The organism is Photobacterium ganghwense, from assembly GCF_017329545.1.
In the GTDB taxonomy this organism is placed as follows: Bacteria; Pseudomonadota; Gammaproteobacteria; order Enterobacterales; family Vibrionaceae; genus Photobacterium; species Photobacterium ganghwense.
Map to the genome: position 1 here is coordinate 115,569 of NZ_CP071326.1, position 24,645 is coordinate 140,213.

Genomic DNA, 24,645 nt, shown 5'->3' on the forward strand with positions numbered 1-24,645 from the left:
GGTTTAACTGGCCAGCGCGATCAAATGCAACAGAGCAACGATGCCGGTCAGCCGATTTCGCATCGGCTGGTAGCTGGCGGGCTGCCCTTCTTTTTCAACTTCACGGATCTTTTTTTCGGCAAACCAGATAGCAATGAAGCCAAACAGCAAAGCCAGCAGTGACCAGACATAGTGTTCCGGTGATCGTAGCAGGACTCCCCAGGCGATCACTGCGAACAGAATACTCAAGAGTAAGGTATTTCGGCTCAGGGTGCTTTTGATATGATCAATCGCATTTCCCCACAAAATCCCGGCCAGAAAACTCAAAATAACCGCACTGTAGGCAATAAACACTTGTCTGGCCTCTAGGCCGAACAATGTCTTATCCAGCCAGATGCAGAGCAGGGTAATCACAAAAGGCAGCAGACCAAGGTAGGCCAAGCGGGACATCGTCTGATCGGGAGTCTGGGTCATCAGTGGCTTCCTTCAACGGAACTGGATAACAATGCAGGATGACAAAAAACATCATGTAAAAAAGCATAGTAGATTCTGACGGTTACTTCGTCTTGTTTGGGGGACGTAATGTCGCCCTCAGGTATTACGTTGGCTATGGTACTAGCACAAAATCGCAGTTAGTTCTGATAAACTCAATCATTCAGGCGCGCAAAAACTGACCGATATCAGGCCATTGCCGCCATCAATTTACATGATTATTACCAATTTTTTTTGTGAGGTATTACCATAGGATGTCAGCTGAAAAAGAATGAGAGAAAGAATGAATACGCCTTTACTGACTATTGTGGCCATGCTGCTTTTACCTGTTGGTTATATTCAGGCTGAGACGACGGAGAGCACGCCGGTTGTCTTTCAGTCAATTCCAGAAGTGATGACGGCGTTAGAAAGTGCTCCTGAATACCGAAAAAAAGCCGTCACGCTGGGCCGTTTACCGCATGCAGTCGAGATGGGCAAACCTTTCCCAACCTATGTGGCGGGTGAAGATGGTAAACCTAAACTGGAAACGGAAAATGTGGTTTCCGAAGGTATCGTGATTGCCCGAAACCCGGAACCGGTGATTGGCGCTGTGTATAACGAATGGCTGGTGCCGCAGGATATCTGGACAAAAAACTACGGTGAATTACCGCTGTTTGACAGTTTTATGCCGTTTAAACGAGTGAAAACTATTAAGGCCATCCCGATCACGGAAGAAGTTTTGAATTGGTTGGGCAGTCAGGACGGAAGTACCGCGATCATTGCGGTTGACTGGAATGAGCAGGGCATGACGGTGTACAAAAATGGCTACTTGTCAGATGGCGGGTATGGCATTGCGCCGGATGAAATGGAAAAGACGTACGAGCGTGTTGAATAACCCTGTTTAAAGTCGCTGAGGATTTCATCGCATTACCCGTCAATCAGCGGTCAATACCCTCGAAAATTTCGATAACACAAATTAAGAATTAAAAGACTGCGCGCCATTACGCGATTTTCGTCTGAGCTTAACCCCGATACAGGAAACGAACACATGCACGTTACTCACACCACTTATCATGACCAGAAATTTACCGGTGATGATCTGCAGCAGGCAACTTTTGAGCACTGCATTTTCATCCGGTGTGATTTCAGCCGGGCAGATTTGAGTGAGGCGCAATTTGTGCATTGCCAGTTTATTGAACGGGGTGAGCAGGACGGCTGCTCATTCAGCTATACCAACCTGAAGGAGGCGAGCTTCAAGCACTGTAATCTCAGCATGGCCAGCTTCTATGGCGCTGAATTGTTTGGCGTCGAAATGCGTGACTGCCAGCTTCAGGGGGCATCGTTTCAACGTGGTCGCTTTGCTAACTATCTGACACAAAATACTTATGTGTGCTCGGCGTACATCACGCGCTGCAATCTGTCCTATGCCGACCTGGAAGATGTTGCTTTGGATGAATGCGAGCTGTTTGAAAATCGCTGGACTGGCGCCAACCTGCTGGGGACATCAATGAAAGGGGCGGATTTGACCAACGGGGAGTTCTCTCAGGATGTCTGGGGGCAGTTTGATGTAACGGGGGCAAATCTCAGCCATGTTGATCTGAGCGGACTGGATGTCAGACGGGTCAACCTTGAAAATGTCACTATCTGCGAATGGCAGCAAACTCAGCTATTGGAGAACCTGGGTATTTTAGTGTTGCAGGGGTAGAAAGAGAGCCCACTAAATGAGAGTGGGCTTATTTAAATTAAGCCTGCTTTAAGCAAACAAGTGGAACTGTGAAACCTTGGCTTTTTTCAGCGATCTCAGATGTAGTGACTTTTTTCTTGTTAGTTGAGTTTTGAATTCGTACTTCTGATTCATTCAGGAACAAGTTGATCATAGAGGATTTAATTGCATCCTTATTAATATTAGTTATAATTCCTATTACATCACCATATTCAGAGACAACAGGCCCACCAATGTTTCCATTATTTATCTCATTGGTTGTTTTCATGAAGCGAATATCATTATTTTTACCTAGCGCTGAACTGATAATCCCATCTGTGATCTTTCCTTGATAGGATGGAATTTTTGAGTTTACAACATCGGATAGGTCATACCCAAAGGTGTAGGTTTTATCACCTTGTTTTGTTTTTGTTTGTGAGCTGATTTTTGCATAGTTACTGACAGGCGAGTTTAGCTTTAGCACGGCTAGACCATTGTTTTTGTCTGCTCGTAAGACGGTTGTATCGTGAAGTTGACCATTACGTTCAAAACTTATTTTAGTACATGAGTCAACCATCTGGCTGGTTGTAAGTAGGTGCTCGCTACTGATAAAGAAACCTGATGCTCTCTTATTTAGATCTGGAACATAACTTATGCCTTGGTAGATATAGTTATAATTATTGACTGTGGGTTTATTATAAGGAGCGACATCAAAACTTTGTAGAGCTCCGTTTGACATTGGAATCCCATTTACTTCAGTGACGTTACAATTTTTACCACCAGACTTAATACATGTTTTATTTGCCATCTGAATGGCTTCTTCTTCTGTTTCTGCTCCCCATGCTGCTCCGGCAACATTGTTAGTACCAATTGAATAAGCCTTGTTGTTTGGCTTAGCTCTATATTGATTATATAAAAAATCGGCACTGGTCATTGTTGTTTGACAGCCAGTTAAAAAGAAAGCAGCAGTGATAAACCCAATTGTTATTTTATTTTTATTCACACTTATGTCCCGATAATATAATGAGAAAATAAATAGGGATGACTATTTATTCCTATATTAATGAGAAATTTACTTTTAGAGTATCTCTGAAGATTAAAAATGTTAATTGCTGAACAAAAAAAGAGAAAATAGCGGTCTGGAATCGTCGAATGAAGTCGTTTTTCATTTGATAATTACAGTCCTTATCCTGATGACCTAAAGGACGATGACAATCCCATACATTGTCACAAACTAAAATCTCATACTATTGCGCACTTGATTAAATTGAACGCTGTTCCTATATGTGCATATCAAGGCTGTGGATATGAGATACCGCTTAAGTAGCTCCACGTTTACCCTCATTGTCGCCCTGTATTTTACGCTGTTTCAGAATATTGCCTTGTGGCAACACCTGGCGGTGCTCTTTTATCAGCAGCCGGGGTGGAGCTGGGGTTTTGCACTCAGCTTGCCATTAGTCATTCTGACCCTGATGAATCTGGTTTTTACCGTCTTGATTTGGCCCAGAGGGTATCGCTGGATGCTGATGGTGCTGGTTGTGGCATCTACGGCGGTGACCTATGGCATGAGCCAGTTTGGTGTGGTCTTCGATTACGGCATGATGGTGAACATTTTCGAAACAGACTTCCATGAAGCCACCAGTTATCTGTCCCTGTCTGTATTGTGGTGGTTTTTGGGGCTAGTCGTATTGCCGCTATGGGCGGTACAACGGGCAGAGGTTCGTTTTCCTGAAACAAAACGGCGATTGCTGATATCAAAATGCTTGAGTTTGAGTGCATCGGTGCTGATTCTAGTCGTAATCGCTGGGGTGTATTACAAAGATTATGCTTCGTTGCTGCGTAACCATAGCGAAGTAAAATCATTGATTAACCCGACAAGCTACACCAGTGCCGGATTTCGGGTGCTCAAGAACCGGTGGTATGAATCAAGGGTTCCATTCACTCAAATCGGTACCGATGCGGTGAATCTGAATGCCGGTAACACGTCGCGGAATGTGATGGTACTGGTTGTCGGGGAGACCGCCAGGGCCTCAAATTATGCCCTCAACGGGTATTCACGCAATACCAATCCTTTTTTAATCCACGAAGATGTTCACGCGTTTCGTCAGGTCGCGTCATGCGGGACTGCCACTGCGGCTTCATTGCCTTGCATGTTTTCCAATATGCGCCAAGAGGAGTATAGTGCTGCTCTTGCCCGGCGACAGGAAGGGTTGTTGGATGTACTGCAGCATGCCGGAATTGATGTGCTGTGGAAAGACAACAACAGTGGCAGTAAAGGGGTCTCGGATCGGGTGAGGCATATTCAGATCACACCGGATCAGGATGCTGCCCTCTGTCCTAACGGGATATGCTTTGATGGTATCTTGCTGAAAAATATGGATAAGGAGCTGGCAGCACTGAAAGGTGACGGAATTATTGTTTTGCACCTTTTAGGAAGTCACGGTCCGACTTATTACCAGCGTTATCCGGAGTCGTTTGAAGTGTACAAACCCGTATGTCGAAGCAGCGAAATACAACATTGTTCGGCGGCAGCCCTGCTCAATACCTACGACAATACGTTGGTGTACACCGATTACATTCTGAGCCAGGTCATTATCAAGCTAAAAAGGATGGGCGATACGGTGAACACCGCGATGCTTTATCTGTCTGACCATGGGGAATCGCTGGGTGAAAAGGGCATTTATTTGCATGGAATGCCTTATACTATCGCTCCGGAAACTCAAACCCGAGTGCCGATGATTACCTGGTTTTCAGCGTCGTATCAGCGGCAGCACAAGATAAACAGGGAATGCGTTAGCAGACTGGCCAGAAAAGCAGACTTGTCGCACGATAACCTGTTTCACACTGTGCTGGGCATGATGCAGGTACAAACCCGTGAGTACGATGCTCATTTAGATATTTTTGCTATTTGTAAGGAATAACGTTCATCATGAAACCCGGAGCAACAGGCGTAAAAAGAATTTTTAATGCAGCAGGCTATTCGGCAAAAGGACTGATGGCAGCCTGGCGGCATGAAGAAGCCTTCCGATTGGAAGTGATGATTCTGGTGGCTGCCGTGGTGGTCAGTTGGTGGTTACCGGTGACCCCGATTGAGCGTCTGGCTATGATTGCCAGCGTCGTGCTGGTCATAATTGTGGAGCTGCTGAACTCCGCCATTGAAGCGGTGGTCGATCGCATCAGTGATGAATACCATGATCTGTCAGGTCGGGCGAAAGATATTGGCTCTGCGGCGGTGATGGTCAGTATGATTCTGTGCGGACTGACCTGGCTGGTGATTTTACTGTTCTGAAGCTGAGAAAGTTAACAGACAGCTTCTCGTTAACTATTCCAGCAATAGCGTTCAACGACAAAAGGCTGCCTTCGGGCAGCCTTTTGTCTCTAAGTGGCTTATACGCTTCGTTTCGCCCAATGGCGTAGTGTGCGCGATATACCTCGCGACTCCCCCCTTAATGAGCGATCACCTTAGTAAACATCATATTAGTAAACGATTCGCAATTAGCTACGAGAGATTGTCCATTGCTCGTCACAATCGCGGCAGACCAACGTGGCATCGCTGATGCTCTTGCTGGTGATATCCGTATTGGCAGAATCACACTTAGGGCAGTGAGTACGGGTCGGCGGACAATTAATGTCGACACACTGATTCTGGTTATCTTTCGTTTTCACCATAGGTTGGTTGCATTCTGGGCACAACATAAATAAACACTCCTTATCAAGCGGCTGACACCTTGTCAGCGATGCTTTTCGTTATGTGTATTTTATTTTCCTGACTGGCGTTGGCAGGATGCTAAGCGACCAAAAGTGCGGAAAATAAAATACAGCGCCTTTATTATCACTCTTCATCCGGTATGACCACTTTCCGGGGGATGTGATTACCGGTTTGTTGATAAGCTTCATAAAAACGACAAAACAGAGGATTATGCTGCTATCCGTCTGGATATGCTTTGAATTTCACGTATTTTGTTCATGGTTAATTTTCCCTTGTGTCATCATAGTGTCTTGCTGATGTAACTTTACTGTCAACTGGTTGCATTACTTTGCCTGTTTTTTAACGAGGGTAAAGGATGTTGCCTCCACTACGTGCACTGGTTGCATTTGAAGCGGTTGCCCGGTTGGGTTCCATTGGTGCAGCGGCGCGCGAACTGCACGTTACCCAGGCCGCTGTCAGCCAACAGTTGAAGAGTCTGGAGCAGTTTCTCGGCTGTGAACTGTTCGAGCGCAGCCAGCGTGGCGTCAGCCTTACGTCGGCCGCTCAACAGTATTTGCCTGCGGTAACGGGATCCCTGCAACACCTCAGATTGCAAACGGAAATGCTCTTCGGTAAACAGCAGCCCGATGTCTTGCGGGTTAAAGCTAATCATTCTATCGGCCATAACTGGCTGATCCCCAAACTGAAAGATTTCACCACCAAGTTTCCTTTTATACGCCTCGATTTGTCGCTGGTGGACTGGCCATCCCGCGAACCGTGTATTGAGGCAGATGTGGAAATTACCAACGGATTTATCGACAGCAAACATACCCGGGCAGAGAAGCTGTTTCAGGAACAATGGCTGATGGTGTGTTCGCCGACCTTTAAAACACAGCACAGTGAGGCGCTGGCTCGTGGTGATGTGTCCAGCCTGCCGGCTATTCAGGTCAAAGGTTATGAAGAAAGTTGGATGCAGTGGCTGACACATCACAAGCGGGTAGCGGTGGTCCCTAACGTGCAGTTGGAGTTGAGCAATTCCCTGCACGGACTGGAAGCCGTCAAACAGGGGATTGGCATGATGCTAGTGCGCTCGTTAGTGGCGGAGCGGGATCTGCTGGCCGGAAGGGTGGTGCTGGCACTCGAAGGGGCAATGCCTTCTGAATCCGGCCATTATCTGATCACCCCTAATAAACGTGCGGTCAAAGTGAATTTTTTCTGTGACTGGCTGCATCAGCAAACCCAGGTCACGGAAGAAGCTCATCCCCTTACTTCGACTTATCTGTCGGGATATACCCCCTAAGAAAAACTTATGGCAGGCAAAGGAAAATATGACGCTGGTTCAAATATACCTGTCACAGAGCCTGCCTAGGATAGCCCTATCTCGACACAGAACGACTCGAATCATGAAACTTACGCTGCAAACATTTCAAAGCAATGCCAGAGTGCTTCATAGCAATGCCAGGGTGCTGCTGTTCATTGCCCCTCTGATGGTACCTTTGCTGGCATTCTGGATCATTCCTTTTGGCTGGAGCGTGTATATCAGCTTTACGGACTGGGATTATATTTCACCTGCCTATGATCTGGTTGGCATCGAAAATTACCAGTACATGCTGGAAGACGGCGACTTTCATCAGGCGCTGATGAACACATTCCTGTTTGCTTTGGGGGTAGTCATTCCGACCGTCGCGTTGGGATTGATGTTTGCCTTGCTGTTGCAGAAGAACTTTTCCGGCAGCCAGCTTTATCGGGCGGTCATTTTTTCTCCCTGGATCACCCCGACTGTCGCTATATCGATTGTCTGGTCGTGGGTGTTTGAGACCAAAGCCGGTCTGGCTAATTTGCTGCTGGCCAAATTGGGCATGGCACCCATTACCTGGCTGGAAAGCGGTGACAGCGCCATGATTGCAGTCATCATTGTCACCGTTTGGCAGGCCATCGGCTGGACCATGCTGTTTTACATTAGTGCGCTGAATAAGATTCCGGTTTCGCTCTATGAAGCGTCGTTGATTGATGGTTGCAGCCCGGTAACCCGTTTTTTCAAAATCACGCTGCCGCTGATTTCCCCCACCACGTTTTTTCTGGTGATCGTCAACATGATCACTGCGATTCAGGCCTTTGATCAGTTCCAGATCCTGACACAAGGTGGGCCGAGCGGCAGTACCCGCACCTTGCTTTATCTCTTCTACCAGCAGGCATTTGAGCAATATGACATGGGGCCGGCGGCGGCTACGTCGTTAATTATCCTGCTGATAACTGGGGTGCTGACACTGGTTAACACCATTATGGGTAAACGCTGGGTGTATTACTGAGGAATTCGCGATGGTTATGCAATCGACATTTGAATCTAAGCCTTTTGAATCTAAGCCTTTTGAAAATAAGCCACTTGAACAGGGCACCCCATCGGCTGACACGGCAGCCACGAAGCGACTGTGCTCATCTTGGCGGGCAGCAGGCATAACAGCGGTAAAGCATGTGTTTCTCTCGTTGTCCGGCATTGTGATGGTTTTTCCCTTCATCTGGATGCTGTCCGGTTCAATGAAATCGAATGACGAGATATTTGCCAATCCTCTCAACATCATTCCGGCTCAGATCCGCTGGGAAACATTTTCCGAAACATTCGCGCTGGCGCCTTTCGGGCAGTACATCTTCAACAGTTTTTCGGTCGCATTGATGACCACTTTACTGGTACTGGTCACCTCTTCGATGTTTGCCTACGCCATTACGCAGTTGCGGTTTCGAGCCCGTGGCGTGCTCTATGTCGTGGTGATGGCCTGCTACATGCTGCCGGGGGCGGTGACATATATCCCATCCTATATCACGCTGGCGCGTATGGGGCTGCTCGACAGCCATACCGGGCTGGTACTGTCCAATGCAGCCAGTGTGTTCGGGGTGTTTTATCTGCGTCAGGTCTTTCTGAAAATTCATCCGTCGCTGGTTGAAGCTGCGCGTATAGACGGTGCCGGGGAGCTGAAAATTCTGTGGGCTATCGTGTTGCCGCAGTGTAAGGCAGCACTCGCGACCTTGTTCCTCATCACGTTTATTACCAACTACAACAGCTACATGTGGCCGAGCTTAGTGATCACCTCGCAGGAGCTTCACCTGATCGCTACAGGTATCCGTCAGTTCTTTATTGCTGAAGGGAACTATGGCCTTAACTGGTCGCAAATTATGGCTGCCAGCACGATTGCGGTGTTGCCGCTGCTGATCCTGTTCATGATTTGTCAAAAAACAATTTTGTCCGGCATTGCCGATAATGGTGTGAAAGAGTAAATGGATATGAAACTAAAAACACTCGCAATTGTATGTGCAGGCTACGCAACCAGCTCATTGACTTTAGCAGGCAGTGCCATGGCGCAAACGGAAGTCAATTTCTGGTACTCCGGTGGAACCAAGCCGCAGCAAATGATGGCCAAGCTGATTGATGAATTTAACAACAGTCAGGATGAATACGTTATCAAAGGTGCGTTACAGGGTAACTACAAAGAGACCTACCAGAAACTACAGGCCGGGATGGCATCAAAAACGGCACCGGAGTTTGTGCTGCTGAACTCGGTGCAGGCGGAATCTATGGCTGGCCGAGAGCTAGTTCGCGATCTGCGCCCGTACATGAATGCTTCATTCAACTTTGAGGATTTCATTCCGGCGTTTCGTCAGCAGGTGACATACCCGGACGGAACGGTCTACGGGCTGCCGGCCTACGGAACGACTCAGGTGTTCTACTACAACAAAGCTAAGCTGGCTGAACATGGCTTTACGGAGGCCGATCTCTCCACTTGGCAGGGCGTAGCTAAAGTTGCGGCTAAAGTGGCTGAGAAAGATGGCAAAGGGAAAACTTCCTACTACGGCTGGGAGCCAATGTGGGGTAAAGACAACCTGATGGATGCCGCTTTTTCTAACGGCGCAAAAGTGATCAGTGATGACGGCAAAACGGTGCTGATTGACTCGCCGGAATGGGTTGAAGTGTGGGAAAGCTTCCGTAAGTGGATTCACGAAGACAAGACCATGCGCATTCATCACGGTGGTCAGGGTTGGGAATACTGGTACAAAACGATCGACGATGTGATGAAAGGCCGCGCGTTGGGCTATACCGGATCTTCCGGTGATCAGGGGGATCTTGATTTCACCCAACTGGCAGCAACCACACAGCCGGGCTGGGGGGCACATCCTGCCGCCCCTCAGGCGGGCGCGCAGATTTTTGTGATGCCGACCGGCACCGATGAGAAAGCCGCAAAGGGGGCGTTTGAGTTTATGAACTTCTACACCAATGCGCTGAATACGGCACGTTGGTCAATGTTTACCGGTTATATCCCGGTACGTGAAAGCGTGAAAAATGTGGATGAATATCAGACCTACACGAAGAAAAATCCGCAGGCGCTGATCCCGCTGAAACAAGCGGCGACAGCCAGCATGGACTTCTTGGATCCGACAAACGGCAAGATCATGGATGCGTTGGCTATCGCGGCTGATCAGGTGCAAATCGAGAATATTCCAGCTGAAAAAGCCCTGAAGCAGGCTGCAAAACGTGCACAGCGTGCGTTGGATCGGGCGAATCGTTCTTAGCCGTAATCACGACCTCTTAATACAAAGAGCTATCCACCACTAACTATCTACAAAGAGCTCTCAAGAAGATCTACCAAACAAACCGGTAGTAAGGCTTGTCTGTTCGAGGCAATGCCTTGCTGCCGGGCGCTCTGTGACCATCCTGTTGAATGAGAAATGATGATGCTGAATTTTTCCGGTGAACTGACCTTTGGCCGCCGTATCGAAACGTTTGAGGTACTTGAAGGTACGACAGCGATTTCCCTCAGAGGAACTACGGTAAAAAAAGGGTTTCTTTACGCCTACCTGTTTGATGCCAACCAGCACCTGCGTGCCGGAATTCTGTGGATGAAGCCAGAAAAAGACGTAGTGATTACCCATGATTCCGCCTCGTTGGGCGGCTTGGCGGGGGAGTTGCCCGCTGGTACCTGGTCACTTCACTTGTACAATCTGGAGGGGGAAGATCGCTCTCATAAACCGATGCAGTACCAGGCCGAAATCCGGTTTGATGTTGCGCCGGTGATGATGGGGTTGCCAACGGTACCGAATTTGCAACCGGATAACCGGATTGCGTTTGATTACAGTGCGCTAAAAAAACCGGCGGCAGGCTGGTACAAAGGGGACTTGCACGCTCATACCCTGCTGTCGGACGGGCACAATACGCTGGAAGCCGCAGCCGCAATCATTGAAACGCAGGAACTGGATTTTATGTTCCTGACCGAGCATAACCTTTGCCACCCGGCGTTGCCGGATAGCGAACACACACTGATTCTGCCGGGTGTCGAAATCACGACGGACAAAGGTCATTTCAATGTGCATGGTCCATGTCGGGGATTGGCGATGTTTGAGGCCAAACACGCCAGTGCTGACTTGATTGAGCAGGGCATTGCCATGGCAGGAAAGAACATCCCAGGCGCGTCCAGCCACCTTGGGAACATCAGCATTAACCATCCGATGATGAAACCCTGGCATTGGCAATATGCCGATATGCCGCTGGCGCAGGTCGATACGATGGAAATTTGTTGCGATCCGACCTGGTCGACTTCACCGGCTTCCACTGAGCAGGCACTTGAAGTGTTAACGGCTATGTGGCAGTGCGGTCACCGGATTTACGGCGTCGGCGGCAGCGATTCACACCTTGAACCACACGAGCGTAACCCCAAAGCGACAGCACCGTCGATTTACGGTGATCCGGCGACATACGTGTTTTCACATGGCCTGAGTGGTGAAGGCATTTTGGCGGGACTGCGTAACGGGCATGTGTACCTGGAACGTCAATGCGGGCTGGTGGTCAGTATTAATCTTGGTAGCGTGCTGCCGGGGCAGGATGTCGGCGACAGCGTCGTGCATTTTCAGCTGACGGTGAAGGACAAGGTGAATGACTATTACGCGGAATTTATCGCGGACGGTGACGTCATCGCCCGCCAGGCATTACAACTGGAAGGGAGCGGGCTCAAGACCGAGGTTGAAGTCGAGATGGCACGCTACCACTGGCTGCGGGTGGATATTCGCCGCGGGACTGTGCCCAGCGATACGCAGCTGAGCCGCGGTGAACGTGGGGAATTTGAAGGGCTGATTAATCCCGTTTTCAACGGGCAGCACGTTCTCTTTGCTGAGCCAGTGGTGACTACCTGGGGGGAACTGATGGCCAGCGACAGCATGGCTGCTATCAAGCAGGCAAATCATCTGGCCACGCAACAGAGTACGCAGAGTAAACAGCAGAAAGTCAAAGGCGTGTTGTTTGATAAAGACGGCACCCTGCTGGAGTTTCATCACATGTGGCTCAAGGTGGCGCAGGGGGTTGTCAACGCGTTGTTGGCGGCGTACCCGGCCCGCAGTGACATAACCGATGAAAAAATCGATGCAGAAACTGATGATGCATCAAGCGACGTGACGGCGCAAAGCCTGCTGACAGCAATCGGCGTGTTCGGTGAACGGGTCGATAACCATGGTTTGCTGGCATCGAACCCGGTTGAAGACACTGCCGATGCCTGGTATGCCATGTTACAACCTTCCTGCTCTCGTGACGCTTTTACGTGTCAGGTGAAAACCTTGTTTAATCAGCAAGTCGAAGCGCAGCCAGAGCTGATCCAGGCTCTGCCGGGGATTGAAGAATCGCTCATTAAACTGAAACAAATGGGCTATAAGCTGGGAATCGCCACCGCTGACACCAAAGCCGCCACGCTGTACTCCTTAGAGCAATCTGGTCTGCTGGGATTGTTTGACTTCATTGGTTACTCCGACGGCGATATTGCCCCGAAACCCGCGCCAGCGTTAATGAATGCGTTTTGTGCCCATTGTGATCTGACGCCGGATCAGGTGGTGATGTTTGGCGATACCGTGTCTGACATGGTATTCGGCCGCAATGCCGGTGCCCGTCGGATTGGCGTGCTGACCGGAACCGCGACTGAGGAAGAATTACGCCCTTACGCCGATTTTGTCCTCCATTCAGTGGCAGACTTTTCACCCAGCCTGCTTGAAACGGCGTAAGCCGTGATGCATCGGCTCCAATGGCCCTATGTGCAAGCCTAGGGCCAGTTGGGGCTGACAACATGAAAAACAGAACAGAGACGGAAAATAAACATGGCTGAAGTAGTGCTTCGGGACGTAGCAAAAACCTACCCGAACGGATTTAAAGCAGTGAAGGGGATCGACCTGACGATCAAAGAAGGTGAGTTTATGGTTTTTGTCGGGCCGTCAGGGTGCGCCAAATCAACCACATTGCGTATGATCGCCGGTCTGGAAGAAATTTCCGGTGGCGATATCCTGATTGGCGACAAACGGGTGAACGATTTGCCGCCAAAAGATCGGGGGATTGCGATGGTGTTTCAGAACTATGCTCTGTATCCGCATATGTCGGTGTACGACAACATGGCCTTTGGCCTGAGGCAGCAAAAGCTGGATAAGCACGACATAGACAGTCGGATCCGAGAGGCTGCAGAGACGTTGGAAATCAGCCATTTGCTGGAAAATAAACCGGGTGAAATGTCTGGTGGCCAGCGACAGCGGGTTGCGCTGGGACGGGCAATGGTTCGCAAACCGGATGTTTTCCTGTTCGACGAACCATTGTCTAATCTTGACGCCAAATTGCGGGTGTCCACTCGGGTCAGTATTGCTCAGTTGCACAATGATCTGAAAGCGGAAGGGCAGACGGCCACCATGATTTATGTCACGCACGATCAGGTGGAAGCCATGACTCTTGGCGATCGTATCTGCGTGCTTAATCAGGGAACAATCATGCAGGTGGACACGCCCATGAACCTGTATCGTTACCCGGCCAACAAGTTTGTCGCCGGGTTCATTGGTTCACCGGCGATGAATCTGGTGAAAGCCAGAGTGCAGGCAGAATCCGGTATGACATTTATCGAGCTGGGAAATGGCATGAAATTGCCGCTTCCTGCGGATAAAGCACAACAAGTTACGCATAAATTAGGGCATCAGATCTGGTTCGGGTTGCGACCGGAGCACATTCATGTCGTCAGTATGTCTGAGAATGATTTGAATGATGCAACGGTGCCGGATGTCAATCCACGCGAAAAGGCGCCCCAGAGCCAGAAATGGCACCGTATCGATGTTGTTGAGTCGATGGGCAATGAACTGTACCTGTATTTTCAGACCGGTGACGATAAGCTGGTGGCCAGGATCCCGTTTGATCCGGCGCAGGACATCCGCCATGGCGACAACAGACTGATGCAATTTGATATGAATCATTGCCATCTGTTTGATATCGACACCGAGCAGGCTTTGTTGCTTGGCTGATAGGCATCTGGCGACCGGCATCTGGCTGATTAACGAATCAGTTCGGTACTTATCTCGTAGGATGATTTCTATCAGGGCGTTTATCGGGTGGTTTCATGTGCCAGATCCGGCTCACCACATTGGGCGAGAATCTCTGCCCGGGCTCGGTTTCTCAGGGTCAGGACGGCATGCCAGTCTTCCCCGTTCGGATAAATCGGTTGGCCGATGATGACGTCGATTGCGCTGCGCCGCGGAAATAATGACTGGTCACGCAGCATGGATCGGGTGCCGCGCAGCGTAACAGGGATCACGGGCAGTTGCTTGTCCACCGCAATCTGAAACGCGCCGAGATGGAAATCATGCAGCCCAGCCATGCGGTAAAGGGTGCCTTCTGGAAAAATGGTCAGGGGGCTGGGGCGCATGGAGGCCTCGGCCAGCTTCTGGCTGTCACTCAGGCTTTTTTCGGTATCAAACCGTTCAACGAAGTGAGTGCCCAGCTTTTCCAGAAAAATACGGGCGAAGGTATTCCCCAGTAATTCCGACTTGGCCACAAACTGTAATTCGCGGTCTGTCGCTGCAATCACCATGATACCGTCGAGATAGCTGGCGTGATTGACCACCAGAATACCGGGTGTACCTTTCGGTGGCAGGTGAGATTTGCCCTGCACCGTAAACGGCGTCGCGGTTAGCCAAAGCAGAGTACGCGCGCCCCAGCGGGTGACCCGCCAAGCGAGGTGGCTTGGCAGCAGGGCAACCAGCAACCACACCGGCGGAGCCAGTAATCCCAGTATCAGCCACATATAGCCGGCAAACAGGTAACTTTTTGCCTGACGAACAAACTGGTTCAGGGTCGGCTGCATACCCGCCACCGCAACCCGAAGGGTCTGCCACCAGACGGCACGCTGTGGGGCATTGAGTGTGCCGGTGTCATACAGATGGCGGCAGGAAGAACGGCGAATTTTACCGCTGGAGGTTTTCGGGACGGTATGGGGCGGGCACAAGGCAATATCGTCAACGGGAATGCCCAGTACCTCCTGAGCCGCGGCCTGAATCCGGTTACGAAGCGCCGTTTTATCCTCTTCCGTGCGCAAGTTCGTTTCGGCCAGCACAATCAGTTGCTCTGTGCCGTTTCGGGTGTTGGTATGAGCAAATGCTGCCACACATCCTTTGCGTACCCCGGGTAGCTGGCTGACGGCAGCCTCCAGCTCATGGGGATAAATGTTACGACCGGCTTTGATGATGATGTCTTTGCAGCGTCCGGTCAGAAACAGTTCTCCGTCGATGGTCAGGCCGCGGTCGCCGGTCCTCAGCCAGTCCTGGTGATATAACTCTTGCGTTTTTTCCGGTGAGCGGTAATAGCCCTGCGTGGATGACAGTCCTTTAAATTCCAGCTCTCCTTCCTGGCGTTCCGGCAGCTCCCGCCCTTGGCTGTCAACAATCCGGATCTGGTGCCCCGGTAACGGATGGCCCAATCCGATTAAGGGCAGGCTATCGGCAAAGGTATGATCGGGGTGAGGGGTCGGGCTGGTGTGAGGCGTTGAGCCAGGTTGGTGTTGAGGCTTCTCTGGTTTGTTGGATGTTACCGCGATGGCTTGCCCGGAGCGAAAAAAGGTATCGCGGTCAATATATTCCACCCGTGGGGCTCGGGGTTGCATCGGGAAGGTCAGCCCGACGGTAGATTCCGCCAGTCCGTAAACCGGCGCCATCGCTTCCGGGCGAAAACCGTACCGGGCAAAGCGTTCGGTAAAACGGGCCATGGTATCGGCACTGATGGGTTCGGCACCGTTCCAGGCCCGGCGCAAACTGCTGAGATCCAGCCCTTGCAGATCACGCTCATCGATTTTGTTGACGCACAGTTCATAGGCAAAATTCGGGGCGGCAGACAGGGTGCCTTTGTGATGGTGGATCGCCCACAACCAGCGCTGCGGTTTGGCCAGGAACAACAGCGGCGACATAATAACCAGCGGAATGGCATGGTAGAGACTGCCAAACCAGGCTCCGATAAGTCCCATGTCGTGATAGACCGGCAGCCAGCTGATAAACACGTCATCAGGCGTCGCGCCGACGGCCTTGCCCATGGCCCGGACGTTGGTCAGCAGGTTGCGATGTGTCAGGGTGACGCCTTTCGGAGTGCCGGTACTGCCGGAGGTATACTGTAAAAACGCGATATCATCTGCTTTGGCTTGCCCGACATGCACATAGTCCTGATCGGGGGCGATTTCATCCGGTGTTACGATGTGCTCAATGCTGGTTGCCTGCATGCGCAGCAGCTGGGATAGCGGTTTGGCTTCGTTGACGGTGATCAGCATACGCGCGTCTGCATTCTGCAAGATTTTAGCATGGCGCATCAGGTGATCTTCCAGCTGAGATGGCCGTGCCGGCGGATATATCGGAACCGGAATTGCCCGTGCGTACAAGATGCCGTAAAAGCAGAAAAAATACTCGTTGCAGGTTGGCAGCATAATGGCAACGGTATGCCCCGGCTCTATCCCCGCCGCCAGCAGCCCCTGCGCGATTTTTCGCGCACGTTCATGAAGCACCTGATAACTGATGATTTCCACGTCATCGGCATTTTGGTAGACATACAGGTGAGGGCGATCCGGATGATGCTGCACATGCCAGTCCAGTAGCTCCTGCAAGGTTTCCACTTGTTCCGGGGCTTTTTCTGCTTTTTCCAGATGAATTTCGCCAATATTGGCTTTTACTGCACTGGGAGCCTGGAGGGCACTGAACACTTCGTTAAGGAGATCGCGCGGGGTTTCTATGGTCGCCAGTGCCTGATCAGACAAAGGTACGGCAAAGCAGACTTCTGTACGCTGGATGAGCTCAGCCCGGATTAAACTGTCAAAACCCAGATCGCTGTCCAACTGACTGTCCAGCTGTATCTCGGGTAAGGCCGATGTGCCTTGATTGGCTTCACTGGCCAGTTGTTCGATGAGTGCCAGCAACTGTTGGGCAGCCTGTTTAGGATCCAGTTCCGCAGTCGAATGGGGGATATGGCTGTCCGGCATCGTGCACACCCTGCTAATGGTATTTGATTTCAATTATCTGCCTACAAGTGTAGACAACAGAAGGGAAAATGCAGGAACGGACGGTGATGGCTACAGAAAGTCGCAATGACAGAGTAGGGATTTTACAGTGTAAAACCCCTACCAACTGCATGTCTGTTGGATAATTACCACGGCAGACATGACATGATAAATGATGCCAAGCGAAGACAAGCGAATGGGTTACAATTTCGCTCTTATGCTTCTTTCACAATGCGGTTACGGCCACTGGATTTGGCACTGTACAGGCAGGCATCAGCACGTTGGATAAGTTCATGAATCCCGGTTTCAGCGTGTACCACACCCAGGCTGATGCTGTAACGGATTGGGTTGCCGAGAATAGTGAGTTCCGTGTTGGCAATGTCTTCGCGCAGAATATCCAGCCGACGCTCAAAAATTTCGGCGGAGTTGCCATATAAAATGCAGAACTCTTCGCCACCGAAGCGGGCGACCAATGCATCCGGGAAATAAGCTTCCAGCCGTTTGGCCAGCTCAATCAGTACCATGTCGCCAATGTGGTGGCCATAGGTGTCGTTAAGACCTTTGAAGTTATCAATATCCAGCAGCGCCAGACAGCGCGGCCCGCTGTGCTTCTTGACCTGCGGGTGTTCAAAGAAATAGCGGCGGTTCCATGTCTGGGTCAGGTAGTCTTTGTTGGCCATCTGGAACAGGTTGCGCTCTGAGTCCATGATGTTCAGCGTACTGTGAAGACGGCAATAGAACTCTTCCTGATTAAAGGGTTTTTTCAGGAAATCATTGGCACCGGCTTTCAGAAATTTAGCGGTCAGGGCATTTTCATCGCTGGCGGATAACCCGATGATGGCCATCTGCCCCGGTCGAAATCTGCGGCGCAGTTCTTTCACCAGGCTGACTCCATCCCGTTCAGGCATGCTGTAATCCGTGATCACCAGCGAGATTCCTTTTTCCTGTTCAATCAGTGCCAGGGCCTGATTGACATTACTTGCTTCCAGCACCGTCAGATATTGGCGCTCAAGCAGACTGCGCGTGTATTTACGGGCGGTAGCGGAATCATCCACGACCAGAGCTTTGTGGCCCGCATTGTGTTCCAGGCGCTTGAGAATTGGAATGATACTGCTGATACAGGTTGGGCTGTCCTTCGGGACATAATCGATGACGGTTTTAGCCAGCACCCGTTCACGCGTCAGTTCGTCCATCATGGCGGTGAGCACGATCACTTTCACGCCGACTGACAGGCAGACGTCAATGATTTCACCGTCCTGACCGTCCGGTAGGCAGTAGTCAAGAATGGCACAGAGAAAGTGGGTGCTTTCGTCAAGAATCCGTTCCGCTTCCGCGATGGTTTCAGCAATCACAGGCGTATAACCGGCTTGTCTTAGTTCGCTTTCAATGACTCGTCGAAATGGGCGGCTATCTTCTACGACTAATACTTTTTGCTCGTTTGCTTCAAAATTTGTCATGCCTGTTTAATATCGCGGATACACGGTCGCATTATTATGATTTATTTTATTTTTAGATACAAATAACAGTTTTGATAAAAGTGATTATTGCGCTGTGAAATGTATTTTCTGCCAATTTTCCTGGAATAAAATAACGGAAGATAATTCGGACAACACTCTCTGCTCTGTGACGTGAGTGATTGTTAGCAGAATAAAAGACCTACTCCGGTTGTTAGGCCGGTCGGTGTTTGCTGACTTTTTCACTACTGGCGTCTTAGTTAAAGTTATGATTTTTATGTTTTATTGTTGGGGTTTGTTTGGATTTTATATGCTTTTGAGGTCCAACATTCTCTGAACTTATTTATTGTCGCAAAGTGAACAAAAGCCGGGTAAATATTCCCCTATATTTTTAGCGTTTTTCTTACGGCAATATTTTTGTCGTGAAAAAATACGGATTAAGAGAAAGATTATTGAGCTCATTCATGTTGATGAAATGCGTCTAATTGAGCGGGATTCATTCACGGCACGGCCTTTTTTCTAAAAAGTGTTGTGTCTGAATGAGAGTCAGAAAAGAGGTAAGCATTTTAGTGCTTGTTATTTTACCCTGTTTTTTCCGTACCTGTTTTTCCGTAACAGTAAATAACGTAAAGCGAACAGGTGCCCTGGAAATGTGGACGGTAGGTACCAAAAAGCCAGCCCGAAGGCTGGCTTTTGTATTATGAATTATAGTGTTGCCAGATTTGTTCGCACTGTTGGCTGCCATCGGCAGGCAGGGGTTTTTCAACCAGCCAGCGAATGGGGGATATAACCGGGCTGGTTGTAAAACGGACGGACGTTTCCAGGATCGCTGACATCGGAACCGAAAAATCAAATTTCTCAAACTTACCGTATACCTTTATCGGCGTTTGCAGACTGAAAATCTGGGCGCGTTTCGATTGTGGTCGCAGGAACAGCGAGAAATCACGGTTTGCGTAACTGGCATCAAATTCCCCCTGAACCTGAATCCGCGAGGTGTCCAGTAACATCTCTTTTTGCTTCAGCGCGCCCTGATTCACATCGATCGCTGCCGCGACACAATTGAGCACTGATGGGTCATTGTTGGTGAAGTTAGGGATGATCGCATCGGTCAGGCTGACTGCCCAAAGGTCAATCAAATCGGCTTCTAACTGTTTTGGCCACGCTGCAACGCCGATGTGTCCGTTGGCATTGTTCATCAGGGTGTCCGGAGAATTGGCCAGACTGCTCAGGCGAAACTGAGTGCTCAGTTTGCCGTACATACCACTGTCCGGCGCCAGACGACGGGCCAGAATACCGTAATCGAAGTTGTCTATGTTGCCATTCAGACGGATGTCAAACATCTCGTCTTTTGCTTTGATTTGACTATCGAGCTGAATATTCCCGCCCGGTAACTGAACGAACATCGGTTTGAGTGTAAACAGGCCATTTTCCAGCGTCCAAGCCAGCTGACCGGCACCCAGCCAGTCTTTTCCGGAACGAACTTCGCCCACATTAAGGTTAAATTGCGCATTGAATTTATCGAGTCCCTCCGGGCTGATGAACGGGGTCGTCATGGCCGTGCCTTCATTGTCTTCAGTGGCGCTGGTATCGCTGGTTTTCCCTTTCGCGGCAGTCTGCTGTGCCGTGTCTTTTTCCGTCACAGGAACCCCGGCTTTTGCCCATGCGGCCCAGTCACCCACTTTAAAGTCATCCAACTGTATAAACGGGGCTTTCAGCGCTAATTCAAGACGCGGACGGGAACCGGCTTTCAGCGGTGGGAGAAAGGCACCCTGACCGGTCAGCGAACTTTCGTTTACCTGTACCAGCAGGTCACGCAGATGGTAACCCACGGCATCCAGATCCAGCTGAGCTGTCACATTGACCGGACCGTAAGGCGGCATGTCGATGCTGGTGAAAGGCTCCAATCTATCCAGATTCGGCAGTGAAGCGTCAAATGTCAGTGACAGATCCCGAGGGTTGATCGGCAGCGCAAGGTGGGAGCGGGCATTGAATGCCATGTCACCCAGCGAAGCGCGTACAGTAACCGGCAGTTTTTCCCGACCATCGTTGACTGCCTTCAGCGACAGCGAATCCAGGCTGAAGCTGGCAACTTGTCCGGCCGCCATGCCACTCAGGGTCAGGCGGGTTTGGGTGTCCGGCCCGGTGACAAAGTGGCCTCGGTCGAGTTTCACCGCCAGCGCTTTACCGGTGTAGCTATCAGCAATGCTTGCGCGACCGCCGCTCAGCTCGGCGCTGACTTGTGCATGCTCCATCAATTCGAGTACGGTGCGGCCTTCCAGGCTGACAGCCAGACGGGCTTGTGCCAGGTGCATATCAAACGAATCAGTGATGTTAAACTGGTGCAGAATGGTACCGATATCCGGATTGTTGACGGCCAGATTGAGCTGGGCATCAATATTGGCGGCATTGATGCCAAAGGCGATGTCCCCTTTATACAGGCTGCCGGCGTAGTGAGCCTGAATCGGCGCCGCTGCCATACGTCCGTTGCGGACTTTGCCACTGAATGACAAGGCGTCCATTTTCTGATTGGCCCATTTTAAGGTATCAACACTGACGTTTAGATCGGCATCAGCAATCACCATCGCCTCTCCCAGCAGGGGAACATCCAGATTGACCCCTTGGGTTGGGACGGTCTGCTCTACTTCAGGCAGGGAATCATCATTTATAAATTGGCCGAATTGGGTAAAATCTAGCTGTCTGAAACGCGCGTCAAGGGCCAGGAAGGGGCGCTGTTCATCCGGTTTCCAGCGCAGATTGACATTGCCCCGGCTTTTGAGCAGGGTCAGATCGGGCATGGCCAGGTTGATCCAGCCTTCACGATAATCCATTTTGCCGCTGAAACGTACCGGGCCGCTGATCTGGGACTGTGTGCCCAACCACGGGCTTAACCGGGCGGCATCCGGGCTGTTGACGTTCAGATTCAGCCAACTGCCGTCACGCCAGCGGGACTGTTTCAGCAAACCGTCTGCCCGTACTGTCACTGCCGGACTGTTGATTTCCAGCTGTGCCGGCCAATCGCGTTCAGCAAGCACATCACCCAGTGTGCCCCCTTGTGCCCGAATGCGAGTGGGCAGTCCCATCAGCTGACCATCAAGCGTTGACGAAAACGGCAGGTTCATACCGGCTTCCAGTCGGGCCGTCGCTATGCTGAAGCTGGCGCTTTCGCCCCATTTGACCAGCGCTTCATCAATAGCCAGACCGACCTTGGCGTTGTCCAGCCATTCGCTCAGTTTGGTGCCTTGAGTGTCAACCGATAATGCGGCATGTTTCAGAGTACCGCTGGCGTGCGGGATCCCGGTCAGCCATTGCGCCATTTCCCCCAGCGGAGAATTGTCTGCACCTAGTGTAATTGCCAGTGTCGAGGTCCAGTCGGTGGCATCCAGTGTGGCCTGTCCCCGGAACGGCACTTCGGCAATATCCGCGGTCATTGGCGCTGACAAAAGGCCGTCTTTTCCATTCACAGACAGCGACAGGTTTTCGACTGAGGACCCCAGCCCTTTTACTTCATGGATGTTGAGATCCAGCCGGGTGGAAGTGTTGACCAGCCATTGCTCAAGCGCCCGCTGTAACGGAGATTGCTGAGGAGCTGAAGCATAGGCGCGCATCATTGGCTCAGGCTCCGGGGCCAGCCACGGACGCAGATCAATCAGCGGTACGGTGAGCTCACCGTCAATGGTGGTGTGATCGCCAAGAGTGACAGCTAAAAAGCCCTGTCCCTGCGTGACCGGACTGTCAATGTTCAGGTCGTTGATTGCCAGTCGCTCTGAAGAGCCTTTCAGCGACGCCGTTACGGTCAGCGGCGCGGCTGGTTTGACGTCCAGACCCAGCAATGCGGTAACAGGGCCGGTATCACGCCAGTGCAGGCGGATATCGGCCTGAGAATCTCCGCTGTGCCAAGGTACAATATCGGCATCAACCGTCAGGGAGGCGCCGGCCAACTCACCGTTGACCTGCAACTTGCCTTGCTGCTGATTGAGCAGTTGTAGCAGATCGCCACGCAGATCAAGCTGATATGCTTGTCCCATGACCGCGCCCTGGGCCAGCAGCTGCCATGCGCTATCGTCCTGATTCAGAGAAAGGCTTTCCAGATAGCTGTCGTAGAACAGGTTTTCCTGGCGGTCCTGATAAATCAGCGAGATATTTTTGGCTGAAATCTTATCACTCAGGGTGAGATGCAGTCCGGCAGATGCAGAGTCTGGTGTTGTTTGAGGTGCTGGCTGGGATACAGGTTGAGCTGCGGCGATCCCGTTGCCGAGTAACCAGTTCGCATGCCCGTCTGCGTCTTTCCCCAATTGGACCTGGATGTCTTCCAGCTCCAGATAATCTACCGCCAGCGTACCGGTCAGCAGTGGAAGCAAGTTGACCCGGGCGTTGAGCTTGCCCGATTGCAGCAATGGCTGCCATTGAAATGCCTCGGTGTTAGCAACAGAAATGGCTTCGAGCTGTATTTCCGGGCTGAATGAGAGCGCCAGGCGGATATCTCCCTCGATCCGGGTTTCCCGCGCCAGCGTATCGGTCAACCACTGACTGATTCTGGTTTTATGTGGGGTCAGATCGACGTCAATGCCGACGCTCAGCAGCGCAGTCAGCGCCACTGTCGGTGTCAGAACGCCAATACCAGTCCATTTGGCCCATTTCCTTAATTTAAACTTGCGTAAAAGGGTTTGCTTCTCTGGCGAACCGGCGTTGTTGTTCGTTTCAGCGTCAGAGGAAGATACTGGTTTTTTTGATTGCATAATTTTATGAAGGATGACGTTGGGTAAAGGCGCAGCGTTATCGCCGCAGCCGCTTACGAAGGCGTTCCCGAGTGCTTGTGACGTTGACGTGAAACGCGTACAGCTCACTGCCGATACCGTAATTTGGCGGCACCTTAACATAAATCAACGGGCAGTGGCAGGCAGGCCAACATATCTGACAGACACTTTGCTTTTTAGTTTCAGATGTCGGGAGTTGCATAAGCGATTTTGCCCCTGTTGAGGAAAAAACGCGCTATTTCGGATCTGCTCGGGCAGTAATTAAAACAGGGTGAAGCAGCCTGACTGCAGAGGATTTAGGCAGTGTGAAGAGGGCTGCGCGATGGGGTGGCTTGGAGAAGGCTGATGAAGAATGCGCGCAGCCAGTCAGTGATTGAAGTATGGAATCAGCATGATTGATGTTTGTTATGATTTTCAATCATTTGTGTCTGAGGTTGGGTTTATCTAGACTTGAGTTTTCAGGATCCTTTTCGTCTTGTTAACCTTTCGCTTGTGAAGGGAAGATTAACATTTGCACCAGCCCTTTGCTCTCCGGCTATTGGGTAACAGGAAAGTAGTATGACGACACACCCGCCTTCTATTCTGACCATCCACGCTTTAGCTGCCGAGCGAGGGAGCGGAACATCCGATACGCTGAACGCATCATTGCACCTCGGCCAGCATCTTGTGGTTTCCGGGCCATCGGGGTGTGGCAAAACCAGTCTGTTACAGGTGCTGGTGGGATTGCGTCCCGCACATGGGGGAACCGTAACCTGGCAACAGCAGGTTGTTCAGGAATCCAATCTGCACTGGTGGCGGCAACAATTTTGCTATCTGCCGCAGGACCCGGTGATGGGGGCAATGTCGCTGATTGAAGCGTTGTTACTGCCGTGGCGGTTAGGCGCCTGCAGCCATACGTTGCCTGTGCGCGAGCAGTATCAGCCGTTGCTGCACAAGCTGGGTTTACATCATGATGACGAGACAGCGGTGACTCGCCTTTCCGGCGGTGAAAAACAGCGCCTCGCAATTGCCCGGGCAGTGCTGATGAATCGCCCCTTGTGGTTTATGGATGAGCCGACTTCCGCCCTGGATCCGAATAATCGCGACAACGTGCTGGCATTGTTGGCACAAGAGTCTGTCACGGTTGTATCTGTCTCACATGACCCGGCCTGGATAGCGTGCGCTGACCAGCAGTACACGATGCACGGTAATGATCACAAGGAACCGTAATGATCAAAAGGAGCCGTAAAGATCAAAAGGAACCAATAGATCGGACCGCAAGCCAGGAAGGCACGTCAAGCAAGCTGAACAT

Annotated in this window: 17 protein-coding genes; 11 read left to right on the forward strand and 6 right to left on the reverse strand. The window is 50.9% G+C overall.

From position 1 onward, the window contains the following. Positions 1-3: 3 nt before the first annotated feature. Positions 4-453: a DUF3429 domain-containing protein gene (locus FH974_RS16495; protein WP_047887665.1), complete on the reverse strand. Its 450-nt coding sequence runs from the start codon at positions 451-453 to the stop codon at positions 4-6. Positions 454-754: 301 nt separating this feature from the next. Between FH974_RS16495 and FH974_RS16500 the strand changes: the two genes are divergently transcribed. Further along, on the forward strand, positions 755-1,345 hold the full coding sequence (locus tag FH974_RS16500; RefSeq protein ID WP_053061942.1) for a hypothetical protein: 591 nt from the start codon (positions 755-757) through the stop codon (positions 1,343-1,345). Positions 1,346-1,498: 153 nt separating this feature from the next. Further along, the gene (locus FH974_RS16505) at positions 1,499-2,155 is read left to right on the forward strand and encodes a Qnr family pentapeptide repeat protein (RefSeq protein WP_047887666.1); all 657 of its coding nucleotides are present in this window, start codon (positions 1,499-1,501) and stop codon (positions 2,153-2,155) included. A gap of 37 nt (positions 2,156-2,192) precedes the next feature. On the opposite strand, the gene FH974_RS16510 is transcribed toward FH974_RS16505, so the two are convergent. Further along, positions 2,193-3,155, reverse strand: a complete 963-nt coding sequence (locus tag FH974_RS16510) for a trypsin-like peptidase domain-containing protein (protein ID WP_053061943.1) — start codon at positions 3,153-3,155, stop codon at positions 2,193-2,195. A 304-nt stretch (positions 3,156-3,459) separates the two neighbouring features. Between FH974_RS16510 and FH974_RS16515 the strand changes: the two genes are divergently transcribed. Together FH974_RS16515 and FH974_RS16520 are read left to right on the forward strand one after the other, a co-directional pair. Further along, positions 3,460-5,073, forward strand: a complete 1,614-nt coding sequence (locus FH974_RS16515) for a phosphoethanolamine transferase (protein ID WP_047887667.1) — start codon at positions 3,460-3,462, stop codon at positions 5,071-5,073. An 8-nt stretch (positions 5,074-5,081) separates the two neighbouring features. Next, positions 5,082-5,441 (forward strand): diacylglycerol kinase, encoded by a 360-nt coding sequence (locus tag FH974_RS16520; RefSeq protein ID WP_207103944.1) that lies wholly within the window; start codon positions 5,082-5,084, stop codon positions 5,439-5,441. A 206-nt stretch (positions 5,442-5,647) separates the two neighbouring features. Here the strand turns inward: FH974_RS16520 and FH974_RS16525 are convergent, their stop codons facing one another. Next, the gene (locus FH974_RS16525) at positions 5,648-5,848 is read right to left on the reverse strand and encodes a hypothetical protein (protein ID WP_146149673.1); all 201 of its coding nucleotides are present in this window, start codon (positions 5,846-5,848) and stop codon (positions 5,648-5,650) included. A 368-nt stretch (positions 5,849-6,216) separates the two neighbouring features. Between FH974_RS16525 and FH974_RS16530 the strand changes: the two genes are divergently transcribed. From FH974_RS16530 to FH974_RS16560, 6 genes are all read left to right on the forward strand, one after another. After that, positions 6,217-7,140, forward strand: a complete 924-nt coding sequence (locus tag FH974_RS16530) for a LysR family transcriptional regulator (RefSeq protein WP_207103945.1) — start codon at positions 6,217-6,219, stop codon at positions 7,138-7,140. A 103-nt stretch (positions 7,141-7,243) separates the two neighbouring features. Next, on the forward strand, positions 7,244-8,149 hold the full coding sequence (locus FH974_RS16535) for a carbohydrate ABC transporter permease (RefSeq protein WP_047887670.1): 906 nt from the start codon (positions 7,244-7,246) through the stop codon (positions 8,147-8,149). Positions 8,150-8,165: 16 nt separating this feature from the next. After that, positions 8,166-9,110 (forward strand): carbohydrate ABC transporter permease, encoded by a 945-nt coding sequence (locus tag FH974_RS16540; RefSeq protein ID WP_047887730.1) that lies wholly within the window; start codon positions 8,166-8,168, stop codon positions 9,108-9,110. A gap of 6 nt (positions 9,111-9,116) precedes the next feature. Continuing rightward, positions 9,117-10,400, forward strand: coding sequence for an extracellular solute-binding protein (locus FH974_RS16545; protein ID WP_047887731.1), 1,284 nt, complete (start codon positions 9,117-9,119; stop codon positions 10,398-10,400). A gap of 159 nt (positions 10,401-10,559) precedes the next feature. Continuing rightward, positions 10,560-12,869 (forward strand): HAD-IA family hydrolase, encoded by a 2,310-nt coding sequence (locus FH974_RS26225; RefSeq protein ID WP_242551941.1) that lies wholly within the window; start codon positions 10,560-10,562, stop codon positions 12,867-12,869. A 93-nt stretch (positions 12,870-12,962) separates the two neighbouring features. Further along, positions 12,963-14,138 carry an ABC transporter ATP-binding protein gene (locus tag FH974_RS16560; protein ID WP_047887671.1) on the forward strand — a complete coding sequence of 392 codons (1,176 nt, stop codon included), beginning with the start codon at positions 12,963-12,965 and terminating at the stop codon, positions 14,136-14,138. Between the two features lie 80 nt (positions 14,139-14,218). Here FH974_RS16560 and FH974_RS16565 read toward each other — a convergent pair whose 3' ends face one another. The 3 genes from FH974_RS16565 to FH974_RS16575 form a co-directional block, all read right to left on the reverse strand. Then, positions 14,219-17,128: an AMP-binding protein gene (locus FH974_RS16565; protein WP_047887672.1), complete on the reverse strand. Its 2,910-nt coding sequence runs from the start codon at positions 17,126-17,128 to the stop codon at positions 14,219-14,221. A gap of 233 nt (positions 17,129-17,361) precedes the next feature. Beyond that, positions 17,362-18,603: a response regulator gene (locus tag FH974_RS16570; RefSeq protein WP_047887673.1), complete on the reverse strand. Its 1,242-nt coding sequence runs from the start codon at positions 18,601-18,603 to the stop codon at positions 17,362-17,364. Between the two features lie 695 nt (positions 18,604-19,298). Then, positions 19,299-23,336 carry an AsmA family protein gene (locus tag FH974_RS16575; protein WP_207103946.1) on the reverse strand — a complete coding sequence of 1,346 codons (4,038 nt, stop codon included), beginning with the start codon at positions 23,334-23,336 and terminating at the stop codon, positions 19,299-19,301. Between the two features lie 576 nt (positions 23,337-23,912). Here FH974_RS16575 and FH974_RS16580 point away from each other — a divergent pair. Further along, complete coding sequence (locus FH974_RS16580) at positions 23,913-24,563, forward strand: ABC transporter ATP-binding protein (protein ID WP_207103947.1); 651 nt, start codon at positions 23,913-23,915, stop codon at positions 24,561-24,563. Positions 24,564-24,645: the final 82 nt, after the last annotated feature.

Coding starts and splice junctions, on each gene's coding strand:
- FH974_RS16495 (WP_047887665.1), bottom strand. CDS start 453: ATGACCCAGACTCCCGATCAGACGATGTCCCGCTTGGCCTACCTTGGT.
- FH974_RS16500 (WP_053061942.1), top strand. CDS start 755: ATGAATACGCCTTTACTGACTATTGTGGCCATGCTGCTTTTACCTGTT.
- FH974_RS16505 (WP_047887666.1), top strand. CDS start 1,499: ATGCACGTTACTCACACCACTTATCATGACCAGAAATTTACCGGTGAT.
- FH974_RS16515 (WP_047887667.1), top strand. CDS start 3,460: ATGAGATACCGCTTAAGTAGCTCCACGTTTACCCTCATTGTCGCCCTG.
- FH974_RS16520 (WP_207103944.1), top strand. CDS start 5,082: ATGAAACCCGGAGCAACAGGCGTAAAAAGAATTTTTAATGCAGCAGGC.
- FH974_RS16525 (WP_146149673.1), bottom strand. CDS start 5,848: ATGTTGTGCCCAGAATGCAACCAACCTATGGTGAAAACGAAAGATAAC.
- FH974_RS16530 (WP_207103945.1), top strand. CDS start 6,217: ATGTTGCCTCCACTACGTGCACTGGTTGCATTTGAAGCGGTTGCCCGG.
- FH974_RS16535 (WP_047887670.1), top strand. CDS start 7,244: ATGAAACTTACGCTGCAAACATTTCAAAGCAATGCCAGAGTGCTTCAT.
- FH974_RS16540 (WP_047887730.1), top strand. CDS start 8,166: ATGCAATCGACATTTGAATCTAAGCCTTTTGAATCTAAGCCTTTTGAA.
- FH974_RS16545 (WP_047887731.1), top strand. CDS start 9,117: ATGAAACTAAAAACACTCGCAATTGTATGTGCAGGCTACGCAACCAGC.
- FH974_RS26225 (WP_242551941.1), top strand. CDS start 10,560: ATGATGCTGAATTTTTCCGGTGAACTGACCTTTGGCCGCCGTATCGAA.
- FH974_RS16560 (WP_047887671.1), top strand. CDS start 12,963: ATGGCTGAAGTAGTGCTTCGGGACGTAGCAAAAACCTACCCGAACGGA.
- FH974_RS16565 (WP_047887672.1), bottom strand. CDS start 17,128: ATGCCGGACAGCCATATCCCCCATTCGACTGCGGAACTGGATCCTAAA.
- FH974_RS16570 (WP_047887673.1), bottom strand. CDS start 18,603: ATGACAAATTTTGAAGCAAACGAGCAAAAAGTATTAGTCGTAGAAGAT.
- FH974_RS16575 (WP_207103946.1), bottom strand. CDS start 23,336: ATGCAATCAAAAAAACCAGTATCTTCCTCTGACGCTGAAACGAACAAC.
- FH974_RS16580 (WP_207103947.1), top strand. CDS start 23,913: ATGACGACACACCCGCCTTCTATTCTGACCATCCACGCTTTAGCTGCC.